Origin of the sequence: Acinetobacter sp. UBA6571, assembly GCF_002434085.1 — a bacterium.
GTDB lineage: Bacteria > Pseudomonadota > Gammaproteobacteria > Pseudomonadales > Moraxellaceae > Acinetobacter > Acinetobacter radioresistens.
This window is the reverse complement of record NZ_DJJJ01000017.1, coordinates 1-11,990: the sequence shown is the minus strand read 5'-3', so window position 1 is coordinate 11,990 and position 11,990 is coordinate 1. Positions and strand designations below refer to the sequence as shown.

Sequence of the window (11,990 nt, the reverse complement as noted above, 5' to 3'; positions counted from 1 at the left end):
AATGTTGTGTATGGATGCAATAGACCATCCGATGATGAAGGAGTTTCATGAGCCAGGAAATATCAAACGTTCAGTGATTATAATTCCACATGAACGTCTGGATGAATGGCTGAGTGTAGGGCCTGCTAACTTCAACTCATTTATTGAAGGTTTTCCTGTTGAAGAGTTTGAGTGTTCTCATGTACCCAAGCCTAAAGTGGAAACGCCCCAGTTAAACTTTTTTGACTGATGAAAGTTAATTTGAAAGATTTTTAAATAAGTGTTTAAGGCTTTCAATTAGTTTTTCAATCTGTAATGGAGTAAGCCCTTCAAAAGACTGTTCGAGTACTACTCCAGTAAGATCATTAATTTTAGTGGTCATTTCTTTGCCATACTCAGTGAGATTTACCCGTGTAATACGGCCATCCTCTTCACATGAATAGGTATTGACATAGCCTTCAGCTTTCAGGCGGTAAACAATTTTGGTTGTAGTCGACATTTTTGAAATGATCATCTCTGAAAGATCAGAAACACTGGCATGTGGTTTAGACTCAAGTGCCAGTAGAATACGTCGCCGTGAGTTATCTAATCCATAACGCTTTAAGACATTGTCCATATTCTGCACATATTGTGCATGTACTTGAGTAATCCAATAGAATGGGAAGTCTTCAAGATTAAAATCCCCAGTGTTTGAAGGCAAAAACCGAGCATATTTTTTATTCATACGAGAATAACCCTAATTTTAATTATTTTTACAAAGTAAGTTTATTGTAAAACAATTGTTTTATACAAGAGAGTGGCTAAGTTTATTTTAGTATAAAAACTTTTATGAGCCCTTCACTGAGTTTGATATTTTTAGATTGACTATCGTTAGAACGACAAAGTGTGGCATTTGAGCAGTATTTTGATGAGATTTATAAGAAAAATGGCAAAACTGCTTTAAAAGCTGTAAGGAATGATTTTGACTCATATGTATTCTTTGAGATTTTTTATTAAGATTTAAATAGCAAATAAAGTAGCTCAGCTATTTTGTATTTTCTGCCTCATTGATCAGTTTTACTTTAAAATAAAATTTTGTATTGGGTTTGAGAATTACCAGTGATGTGATTCTTAACAAAATGAGTGACTTCATTGAATTTTATGTCTATAAAGAGAAGCTCTAGAAAAACAAATTATTAGAACATTCAATGAACATGGATCAACTTACTTTCGCAACTAAACTTGCCATTCTGTTTAGCGGTATCTATTTATGGATTGGTATGCTAACAGGACTCTGGAAATATTATCAGATCAGAAAATCTGCGCATTCACGTGCTCATCCATATGTGGATATAGCTCACCGAAGTAGTTTGCTCTATGCTCCAGCAACACTCATTCTGGCTACACTGGGGCATTTTACCATCTGGTCTGACTATGCAGTTCTCACCTGTATTGGGATCAATATATTATTTTTCAGCCTTTCTATATTAAGTTATATTTTACATGGAGTTTTAAAAGATACTGTTAATCAGTTTCAGGTGCCGCATCAACTTGGTAAATGGTATTTACCCAAAATTTTGATGACAATATTTATGTTTTTACTGGTAATTGGAGAATTAGTAGCAAGTGGTTTTCTAATAATAGGGACTGCGTATTATTTTGGATTTATCTAAACAAGCCTAGAGGCTAAAAAATAATTTTTTATTATATAAAGATGGATGATTGCTCATCCATCTCTTAGTTGTTTTTATACTTAAAATATTTACGACACTTGTGGTCAATAAGCGCCCAGATCGAGAACAGGGCAGAAACTATTAAAGCATAGAGAAAGTGTTCTAGCTTCAAATTGCCATTAATCACCCCATGAAAAAGCAGAGTTAACATGAGGGCTACTGTAGTAACAACATAATTGACAAAATTTTTATCGTTCTTAAAAACTTTGGCGAAAGAACGCTTGTTTAGGGGTAAAGAGTGCATCTTCGGTCCTCCTGTCGTGCGCGACAAAACCTAATTGTTTTAATCAGAAATCTAGTTTTTAATGTTTTACTGCTTATTTCCGAGTATTTCAATAGGTGATAGCATTATTTTTTTATCATTATTTTTCTTTATAACGTATAAGGTAATTAATGTATTTAATAAATAAATATAAGAATAGTTTTTGTGTAAATTTTTTTGATCACATTATTAACTAATTTTATATGATAAATCTCATTTTTTTAATTAAAATTTTGATAAAACAAAAAGTTATAATAAATTGAATTTCTAATGTACTATAAGAAAAATAATTTTAAATTGGCATTTTGAAAATTAATTTAGCTCAACTGATCTTAAGTAAAATCTGAATATAAATCTGACTTTTTAATTTAAAATGTTTAAAAAATTCTTAAGATTGTATATTTTATATACTTTAAGTAATAAAATATTTCAAGTCATGAGATAAAATTTTAATTTCTATTGTAGCTACTACAATTGGCTGCGTTATTTAGAGACTATTATATAGCGTTCTTAATAGCTGATTTTATTACAAGTTTTTAACAATTAATAATTTTTTTCCTGAAAAAAATATGCTTAGATCAAAAGTATCTGAAGACAAGAGAAAAGGATAAATAATATGAATAAGTTAATGGTAGCTATGGGCTTAATTGCCGTATTTGGAATCACAGGATGTGATAACCGTGAAACAGGTGCGACTGCTGGAGAACATTTAGGTAAAGCGGCCGAGCAGGCGGGTTCAGATATTAAAGATGCAACTTTAGCAGCAGGCGCTGAAGCAAAAGAAGCTGCTGACGATGCAGCAGTCAAGATGGATGCGGCGGCAGAAAAAGCTGAAGTTGAAGCTCGTGAGGCAACCGCAGATGCTCGTGAAGCAACCGCAGAAGCTGCAGACCGAGCGGAACAGAAAGCTTCAGAGGTGGAAGCAGATGCCCGTAAAGCCACAGCAGATGCTGCTGACTCTGTAGAAAAGACAGCTTCACGTGTGGAAGCAGATGCCCGTAACTAAAATTTTTTTGCTATGCAAAAGCCAGCACTGTCAGGCTTTTTTATATTTTTAAAATTGCAGAATACTCAGAGTTTATGAGACAGGTGATAGATCAGAGATAGAGAAAATTTCTATTAAAATTAAATAGATAAAGAAAGGTAGAAATAAAAAAATAACAGACTTTATGATAATTCTTAAAGGTTAAAATAGCATAAGCCAAGTTTCTGTATATAAAAATAAAACTATAAGCATTCAATTCTAATAAGAGGCGTAAACAAAAAATGCCAGTTGGGTAAACTCGGCATTTCTGATCACCAGTAAAATCAGCTCTGGGTAAGAATTGATTTTAACGACTCATAAGTTAACTGTTTGAATGTTTAACCCGGTCGACAATAATAGAAATGACTAGAACAATTAATGACGGGATAAGCCATGCAAGATTTTGTTCATTGAGTGGTAAATGTTGAACCGCATCTGGTAACAGATCAGAGAATCCAGCTACCTTGATTCCATCGATTATTCCAAAAATGAAAGCCATTGCTGCTACAGGCGTAATTACATAGCCCGGTTTTTTCCAGAATTTCCAGAAAAAGCTCAGCATGATCACTACAATTGCAGGTGGATAAATAGCACTCAAAACAGGAACAGAAACAGCAATCAGCTTAGTTAGTCCAAGGTTTGAAATTAAAACCGAAAATAGAACTAAAATAAGCACCAGAATCTTATAAGGAATCTTGGTAAGTTGAGTAAAGTATTCTGCACAGGCACAGGTCAAACCAATCGCCGTAACTATACAAGCTAGAAAAATGAGCAGACTTAGAAAGAGTGAACCTAAATCACCAAAAGCATGCTGTACATAAGCGTGTAGAATCTGTGCCCCATTGGCTGCGTTAGGTGCTGCTTCATGACTTCCTAGCCCCAATTTGAACAGGCTGAGATAAACTAGGGTCAGACCTACACCAGAGATCAGACTTGCAATCACTGCATATTTGGTCACGAGTTTACTATCGGTTACACCACGTGAGTGGATCGCCTGAATAATCACAATACCAAAAACTAAAGCACCCAGCGTATCCATGGTCAGATAGCCATTAACAAAGCCTTCAGACACTGGGCTATTGATATAATGGTTAATAGGAGCGGGAATAAAACCTGCCGGTATACAGAACGCAGCAATTCCAAGAACTGCTAACGCAGCAATTTTCATAGGAGCAAGAACATGACCTATCGTATCGAGTAATTTATTTGGATATAGCGAGACCAGTCCTACTATCGCAAAATAAATTAGACTGTAGATCAGTAAACTGCTACTTGAAGTGCCGAAATAAGATGAAAAGCCAATTTCATAAGACACTGTGGCTGTACGCGGTGTTGCAAACAGAGGCCCTACTGACAAATAGCACACCACAGTTAAAACTAAACTGGCTATACGGCCAAGCGGTGAACTCAATATTTCAATTGACCCTTGCACACGCGATAGTGCAATAATGGTAATTACAGGCAAACCGACCGCTGTAATGAGAAACCCCAGGGCTGCCCACCAGACATGTTCACCTGCCTGCTGTGCAACAATGGGTGGAAAAATGATATTACCGGCGCCAATAAAAAGCGCGAAGGTCATAAAACCTAGAGCAATAATATCCCGAGTACGAAGATTATTCATATCATATAAAGGGAGAGGGACTGTAAAAGAAGCAGCGATTCTAATTTAAAAAATAAATTTTGTGTAATTTCTCTAATATAAATTATGAAGAAAGCTGATGATAAAAATTTTTCAAAAATATAGTTTATTTCCAATGTTATAATTAATTATTTGAAAACAATTGTCTTATATAAAATAACCAGATAAAAATTTCTAAGGGTACAAATTTTTTATATCAGAAAAAAATAATTAAAAGAGTAATTTTTATGGCTAAAAAACAGCCGGTCTAAAAATTTTATAAACAGAATAATCAATTGTTATCGTTTCTGATGACTTGAAGTGCCAGTCTTAATCAGGAAATTTTATATAAAAAACGTTATACTTGAGTCACTAACCAGAGAGGATAGGTCAATGAGAGCTTCAGCTGTAACTATCAAGACAGAACAGGATATTGAAAAATTACGTATATCCGGGCGTTTGGCTGCACAAGTTTTGGAAATGATAGAGCAGTATGTCAAGCCAGGCGTTTCTACCGAATATCTTGATGATATTTGCTATGACTATATCGTAAATACTCTAAAAGTCATTCCTGCAAATGTGGGCTATCATGGTTTTACTAAGACCACCTGTATTTCACCAAATGAAGTGGTCTGTCATGGTATTCCTTCAGCGCGGACTATTTTAAAAGATGGCGATATTATCAATATTGATGTAGCAGTAATTAAAGATGGCTACTATGGAGATACCAGCCGAATGTATTATGTAGGGCAAGTCAGCCCTCAAGCTAAACATTTGGTAGAAACAACCTATGAAGCAATGGTAGCAGGAATTCATACAGTCAGACCCGGTGCCACATTGGGTGATATTGGCTATGCGATTCAAAAAGTTGCCCAGCGCGAGGGCTATACCATCGTACGTGAGTATTGCGGTCATGGAATTGGAAAAACTTATCATGAGCAACCTAATGTACTGCACTATGGTCAACCTGGACAAGGGTTGATACTGCGTAAAGGTATGGTGTTTACCATTGAGCCTATGGTGAATGCAGGTAAGGCACGTGTCAAAGAATTGAATGATGGCTGGACTGTGATTACAAGTGATAGGTCGCTTTCTGCGCAGTGGGAACATATGGTGGCGGTAACTGATAATGGATTTGAACTCTTAACACCATGGCCAGAAGGGACAGGTTCATATCCCAAAATTTAATTTTGTTTAAAAAGTAATCAAACAGTTTAATTTTATGGAAATTTAGATAAAAATTTCCATAAATTTTTATCTATTTATTTGAATTAGTATTGTATCTATTTGTAATTTTTTAAAAATATATTATATATACAACAACATAAATATAACAATTGATAGAAAATAAGTAACTTTTAAGATGTTTTATGTATTTGTTTTTAATTGGTTATTTGTATATTATTGTTTTTAGATTCTATCGCTGTAGTTTCTTTTTAGTTGTTCGTTTTTATAAGCTTACCTTTCTACAGGGTAAGCTTTTTTTTATCCATAAAATTTATTTCAATATTCAGCTGGACGACGCATAACAGAAATTTTGTCTTTTGAGTTTATTGAGCTCACGAATAGTTAGTTAATGGGCTTTGTATAAATGCTCAACCAAATACTCAATAAAAACCCTGACTGAAGGAAGCTGACCACGACGTGATGGGTAAACAGCATGGAAAACTCCATGGGGTGTGTTCCAGTCAGGAAGAACGCGAACAAGTTCTCCGTGTCTAACCAGATCAGCAGTTACACTGTCGGGGAGTAAAGCGATACCGCAGCCCTGACGTGCCAGTTGTGCCAGCATCATCAGGTCTGAACCCATGACGACAGGATTAATTTTAAATTTTCGCGATTTATTTTCCCGGTCATGCAGGGTGAGCTGCTGGTCCAGGTGATCATCAATCATGCTCAGTATTCTATGTTCTGCTAACTGGTCAGGATGAGTTAAATTGCCATATTCGTTGAGGTAAGCCTGACTGGCAACCAAATGCTGTTCAATTCGTTGAAACTGGCGAATAATTAGATTAGGGTCATTGTCCAGATTAAAACGTACCCTTAGAGCAACATCAATCCCTTCATTAATCACATCAATGCGGCGATTGGTGACACTAAGCTGAACCTTGATCTCTGGATACTGTTTTAGAAAGTCGGGTAGAATCTTCGCAATTTCATTTTGGGCTATACTGACCGGTAAACTGACTTTAATTACTCCACGCGGTTTACTGCTTAAATGATCTATCAGATCATGGGCAGCCTGTGCTGCATTCATCATGTCCTGTGCATGCTGATAGATATCCATACCAATATCAGTGACAGCAAAATGTCGCGAGCTTCGTTGAATAAGGCGCACGCCAAGACGTTCTTCCAGATTATATACTCGCCGGCTGAGTTTGGATTTGGGAATATCAGTTGCACGCTCAGCTGCACTAAAACCTCCATGCTCAACAACTAAGGCAAAGCAGTAAAAATCATCCAGATCAGTCAGCATGCAGATTTCCGTTAAAGATTATGAAAAGATATCGTTGTAGCCAGCTGTATTTTATAGCGGATTTACTTCAAGAGTTCTATTTTAAATTGCAGGTTCACTGCCATTTTAAGTTATATCTAAATAGTTAATTTAAAGGAGCTTATTAAGCTATCTGTTATCAAATTAAATTTCTTTATTTTAAACACATAATAAAATTCTACTATTTGTATCGCTATCCTCTTGATGCCCTCTATATATTGTTCTTTAAAATCTTTTACAATAGTTAAAACACACACCTGATGAACGCAATGACCTATCAATTAATTCAACTTGATGACCCGATGCAGAATGTTAGCTGCCCTTATTGCCAGCAGCATATTATTGACTGGCAGCAGGAACAATATATACAGCCTTGTCAACACACTTTATTTATAGCGATGGATTTGGGCTTTGAGTTTATTGCTGATTATTTTGAAGCCAAAATGTCTCGAACAGTAGATATAATTCATGAGGACCCAGAAATGAATATCTTTCAGGAAATTACTGCTACGGACTGGCCTGATTTAATCGTTTATAAAGCTGATCTTGGTGTAGAAGGGCTTTATCGTTATATTGGTTTATCTCAAGTGGTTTAAATAAAGCTAAAGGTTTAACCTGATAGGGTTTCCTGTTTAAGCCATTGAATAAATTTATGAATTAATGGGTTAGGCTGCTGCTGGGAATATACAAAATAATAGGATCGGGCACCTTTGAGTTTAATATCAGAAGCAATAACCAGCTCACCCGAACCGAATTCTTTTTCTAGTAGCATCTGTGGAATTAACGCAACGCCCATATGATGAGACGCCGCTACAGCCAGCATTGAAAACAGTTCATGCCGCTGACCTTCCATAGCATAAGGATAATCTGCTCCGGCAACTTCAAACCATTCTTTCCAGATGTATGGCCGGGTTGTCTGTTGCAACAGGGGCAGGCTGGCGATTTGCTTGACGGAAAGTGTGCCTTGAAATGGGCCGGATACAGGTTTGAGTTCTGGGAAATTCCGGTAAATCAGGTCTGGTGAACATACTGCAACTACATCTTCATGCATCAGGTAATGCGCTTGTGTACCTGGCCAGTTTTGTACCTGTGTTTCGGTTCCTGCATAAATAGCAGCATCAAAAATATGGTCACTAAATAAAAATGGTTTGGTGCTGGTTTCCAGATGTACATTAATTTCAGGATAAAGAGTATTAAAGCGATGTAGGCGAGGTACCAGCCAGCGTGTAGCAAACGTTGGTACAACCCCTAGTTTGAGTGTTCCGCCTAAGCCTTTATGCGACATCAGGTCCAGAGTACTTTGTTCCAGACTGAGTAGATGAGTGCGAATATCTTTATAGTACTGTTCACCTGCATGCGTTAACTCAACCCCATGTCTTGTCCGGTTAAATAATGGAAGATCCAGATATTCTTCAAGTTGCTGGATCTGACGTGAAACTGCACTCTGCGTGACAGAAAGTTCTTGTGCAGCATGAGTATAACTACGATGCTTGGCTGCTGCTTCAAAGCAGATGAGTGTCTGTAATGAAGGAATCATTCTGCGCATAAAATTCTCCCGAAGAGCGAGATAGAATAAAAGTTTCTAGCCAGTCTGTAATTTTTGCCAAGACTTGAGCTATCAGGGGAATTACTCTTCTTATATGTAAAAAAACTTATAATATGATACAAGATATGCATAAAAGGAATATCTGAATGAAAAATTATCGTTTGAAGCCTGTTCTGAACAGGAATAGCATGAAATCAATACAAGACATTCAGCAAGGCAAAGGACGCAATGAATCAGATGATCAACACTGAAAAAAAAGCTAAAGTTCATTTTAACTGGCAAGATCCGTTTTTATTGGAACAGCAACTGAATGAAGAAGAACGTATGGTTCGCGATACAGCTGCTGCATATTGCCAAGATAAGCTTATGCCACGTGTTCTGGAACAGTTTCGTCATGAAAAAACCGATCCTGCTATTTTTCGTGAAATGGGTGAGCTAGGACTACTCGGGCCAACTATTCCTGAACAGTACGGTGGTGCCGGTTTAAATTATGTCAGTTACGGTCTGATTGCACGTGAGATTGAGCGAGTGGATTCAGGCTACCGTTCTATGGCCAGTGTACAAAGTTCATTGGTTATGGTGCCAATTAATGAATTTGGCAGTGAAGAACAAAAACAGAAGTACTTACCAAAACTGGCTACAGGTGAATTCATTGGCTGTTTTGGTCTGACTGAACCGGACCATGGTTCTGACCCGGGCAGCATGTCAACTCGCGCTAAAAAGGTAGAAGGTGGATATCGACTCTCAGGCGCAAAAATGTGGATTACCAATAGCCCGATTGCTGATGTATTTGTTGTGTGGGCAAAAGAAGTTTCTAATGAAGGAAATGTTGGCCCAATTCGCGGTTTTATTCTGGAAAAAGGTTGGGAAGGGTTATCTGCACCGGCGATACATGGCAAGGTAGGTTTGCGTGCATCGATTACTGGTGAAATTGTTATGGATAATGTGTTCGTACCAGAAGGAAATGCATTTCCAGAAGTCCAGGGATTACGTGGACCATTCACCTGCCTGAATAGTGCCCGTTACGGCATTGCCTGGGGCGCCATGGGAGCTGCTGAATTTTGCTGGCATACGGCGCATCAGTATACGATGGACCGTAAACAATTTGGCCGCCCGCTTGCGGCTAACCAGCTGATCCAGAAAAAACTGGCAGATATGCAAACTGAGATTGCCCTTGGTTTACAGGTAGCTTTACGTTTTGGTCGTATGAAAGATGAGGGTATTGCTTCAGTTGAAGGCACTTCATTGATTAAGCGTAATAACTGCGGTAAGGCGCTTGATATTGCCCGTTTGGCACGTGACATGCTGGGTGGTAACGGTATCAGTGATGAGTTTGGGGTAGCGCGTCATCTGGTTAACCTGGAAGTTGTAAACACCTATGAAGGTACTCATGATGTACATGCCTTGATTTTGGGTCGTGCCCAAACTGGTATAGCTGCTTTTTCAAACTAAACCATTCCAAGAAATTTGCTGAAGATGCCTGAGTGCATCTTCATGGCGAAGCTTTGCCTGAAAATGAACCTGACACGGACTTAAGGATTCATCATGAGCTTCTCTTGGCAAGGATTCCATACACGGATAGTACTTAAAGAAAAATAATAAAAGTCTTTAATGGAACACAAGATAAGACATCGATGACTCATTTGAGAAAATGAGGAATATTAAATGAATAATGAAGTACAAGTGGCGATCAAGCCTATAAAAGGAAATCTACCGTCTAATCTGGGGACTTATGAAAAAATAGGACCGCATACCTGGAAATTTGCACTGTTATTTACTTATTTTGCCATGGTGGTCGATGGTATCGATATTATGTTGCTCTCTTACAGTTTGACCAGTCTGAGAGCTGATTTTGGTCTGAGTGCTTTTCAGGCAGGGGCCTTAGGTAGTGCATCACTCGCCGGTATGGGGGTTGGTGGTGTGTTAGGTGGATGGGCCTGTGATAAATTTGGTCGGGTACGTACCATTGCTCATTCAGTGACCTTCTTTTCAGTTGCTACCTGTTTGCTCGGATTTACTCAGACCTTTGAACAGTTTATGGCATTGCGTTTTATCGGTGCTCTCGGGATAGGCGCATTATATATGGCCTGCAATACCCTGATGGCTGAGTATGTGCCAACAACTTACCGTACCACCGTACTCGGAACATTACAGACCGGGCAAACCGTGGGCTATATCGTAGCCACTTTATTGGCCGGCTCTATTATTCCTGAACATGGCTGGCGGGTTTTATTTTTTATTACCGTTATTCCGGCATTTATCAATATTTTCTTGCAGCGTTTCGTGCCTGAACCTAAATCATGGCAACTCAATAAAATTGCGGTGCTACAGGGAACTGCTCAAGTTCAGGATCAAGAAGCAGCACCAAANNGGCGGCAGTATCTATAAACAGATTTTTAGAAATTTTAAACATCGAAAAATGTTTTTACTGTGGATGACGACAGCATTTTTTCTGCAATTTGGCTATTACGGTATTAATAACTGGATGCCTAGCTATCTGGAAACTGAAGTTCATATGAATTTTAAAAACCTGACCAGCTATATGGTGGGTTCTTACACTGCAATGATTCTTGGGAAAATTCTGGCGGGCTTCTTGGCTGACAAGTTTAACCGTCGGGCAGTTTTCGTATTCGGTACTATTGCCAGTGCAATCTTCCTGCCGGTCATTATTTTCTTTAATACCCCAGATAATATTTTATACCTGCTTATTACCTTTGGCTTTCTTTATGGCATTCCGTATGGAGTCAATGCAACCTATATGGCGGAGTCGTTCTCAACGGATGTACGTGGTACAGCCATTGGTGGTGCCTATAACATTGGACGTGTTGGGGCAGCAATTGCACCTGCAACGATCGGTTTCTTAGCCTCGGGCGGTACTTTTACGATGGCATTTATTGTCATGGGAGCAGCTTATTTTATTGCAGGCGTATTACCAGGACTGTTTATTCGTGACCGGCAATATGATCCACAACAACAGTAAAAGGCAAGCATAAATTCTTTGATATAAGGAGACAAACATGGGTGCATTGCAGGGAATAAGGGTTCTGGACCTGAGCCGTGTACTGGCCGGACCATGGTGTGGACAGATTTTGGCAGATCTGGGAGCAGAAGTAATTAAGGTTGAACGACCAGGTACAGGTGATGATACTCGTATGTGGGGGCCACCCTGGATGCTTGATCAAAACGGAGAACAAACTCGTGAATCGGGATATTTCCAGTGTACAAACCGTAATAAACACTCAGTCGCTATTGATATGGCCACTCATGACGGCCAGGCGCTGATCCGGGAGATGGCTAAAACAGCCGATGTAGTAATTGAAAATTATAAGGCAGGTTCCCTGGTACGTTATGG

At 38.4% G+C, this 11,990-nt stretch carries 11 protein-coding genes and 2 pseudogenes; 8 read left to right on the top strand and 5 right to left on the bottom strand.

Annotated elements, in window-relative coordinates; genetic code table 11:
• Positions 1 to 229 (top strand): annotated as a pseudogene (locus B3X18_RS02540) (DUF159 family protein); the annotation flags it as partial.
• 6 nt (positions 230 to 235) lie between these two features.
• On the opposite strand, the gene B3X18_RS02535 reads toward B3X18_RS02540, so the two are convergent.
• A complete protein-coding gene (locus B3X18_RS02535; protein WP_005025635.1) occupies positions 236 to 703 on the bottom strand; it encodes a MarR family winged helix-turn-helix transcriptional regulator in 468 nt (155 codons plus the stop codon).
• Positions 704 to 1,166: 463 nt separating this feature from the next.
• On the opposite strand from B3X18_RS02535, the gene B3X18_RS02530 reads away from it, so the two are divergent.
• The gene (locus B3X18_RS02530) at positions 1,167 to 1,631 is read left to right on the top strand and encodes a hypothetical protein (protein WP_010700172.1); all 465 of its coding nucleotides are present in this window, start codon (positions 1,167 to 1,169) and stop codon (positions 1,629 to 1,631) included.
• A 64-nt stretch (positions 1,632 to 1,695) separates the two neighbouring features.
• Here the strand turns inward: B3X18_RS02530 and B3X18_RS02525 are convergent, their stop codons facing one another.
• Positions 1,696 to 1,935, bottom strand: coding sequence for a hypothetical protein (locus tag B3X18_RS02525; protein WP_005014661.1), 240 nt, complete (start codon positions 1,933 to 1,935; stop codon positions 1,696 to 1,698).
• Positions 1,936 to 2,569: 634 nt separating this feature from the next.
• Here B3X18_RS02525 and B3X18_RS02520 point away from each other — a divergent pair.
• Positions 2,570 to 2,959, top strand: coding sequence for a hypothetical protein (locus B3X18_RS02520; protein WP_005025639.1), 390 nt, complete (start codon positions 2,570 to 2,572; stop codon positions 2,957 to 2,959).
• A gap of 340 nt (positions 2,960 to 3,299) precedes the next feature.
• Here B3X18_RS02520 and brnQ read toward each other — a convergent pair whose 3' ends face one another.
• Entirely contained in the window at positions 3,300 to 4,601 is a 1,302-nt protein-coding gene (brnQ, locus tag B3X18_RS02515) for a branched-chain amino acid transport system II carrier protein (protein ID WP_017401079.1), read from the bottom strand.
• 390 nt (positions 4,602 to 4,991) lie between these two features.
• Between brnQ and map the strand changes: the two genes are divergently transcribed.
• Positions 4,992 to 5,786 carry a type I methionyl aminopeptidase gene (gene map / locus B3X18_RS02510; protein ID WP_005014658.1) on the top strand — a complete coding sequence of 265 codons (795 nt, stop codon included), beginning with the start codon at positions 4,992 to 4,994 and terminating at the stop codon, positions 5,784 to 5,786.
• Between the two features lie 385 nt (positions 5,787 to 6,171).
• Here the strand turns inward: map and B3X18_RS02505 are convergent, their stop codons facing one another.
• Positions 6,172 to 7,074, bottom strand: coding sequence for a LysR family transcriptional regulator (locus B3X18_RS02505; RefSeq protein WP_005014656.1), 903 nt, complete (start codon positions 7,072 to 7,074; stop codon positions 6,172 to 6,174).
• 287 nt (positions 7,075 to 7,361) lie between these two features.
• Here B3X18_RS02505 and B3X18_RS02500 point away from each other — a divergent pair, with 287 nt between their 5' ends.
• Positions 7,362 to 7,688 carry a hypothetical protein gene (locus tag B3X18_RS02500; protein WP_016801507.1) on the top strand — a complete coding sequence of 109 codons (327 nt, stop codon included), beginning with the start codon at positions 7,362 to 7,364 and terminating at the stop codon, positions 7,686 to 7,688.
• A 14-nt stretch (positions 7,689 to 7,702) separates the two neighbouring features.
• Here B3X18_RS02500 and B3X18_RS02495 read toward each other — a convergent pair whose 3' ends face one another.
• Positions 7,703 to 8,638 carry a LysR substrate-binding domain-containing protein gene (locus B3X18_RS02495; RefSeq protein ID WP_005025645.1) on the bottom strand — a complete coding sequence of 312 codons (936 nt, stop codon included), beginning with the start codon at positions 8,636 to 8,638 and terminating at the stop codon, positions 7,703 to 7,705.
• Between the two features lie 228 nt (positions 8,639 to 8,866).
• Here B3X18_RS02495 and B3X18_RS02490 point away from each other — a divergent pair, with 228 nt between their 5' ends.
• The 3 genes and pseudogenes from B3X18_RS02490 to B3X18_RS02480 form a co-directional block, all read left to right on the top strand.
• The gene (locus B3X18_RS02490; protein ID WP_005025646.1) at positions 8,867 to 10,090 is read left to right on the top strand and encodes an acyl-CoA dehydrogenase; all 1,224 of its coding nucleotides are present in this window, start codon (positions 8,867 to 8,869) and stop codon (positions 10,088 to 10,090) included.
• A gap of 213 nt (positions 10,091 to 10,303) precedes the next feature.
• Positions 10,304 to 11,618, top strand: a pseudogene (locus tag B3X18_RS02485) (MFS transporter).
• 37 nt (positions 11,619 to 11,655) lie between these two features.
• The coding region (locus B3X18_RS02480; protein ID WP_286935108.1) for a CoA transferase at positions 11,656 to 11,990 on the top strand (335 nt) is incomplete at its 3' end.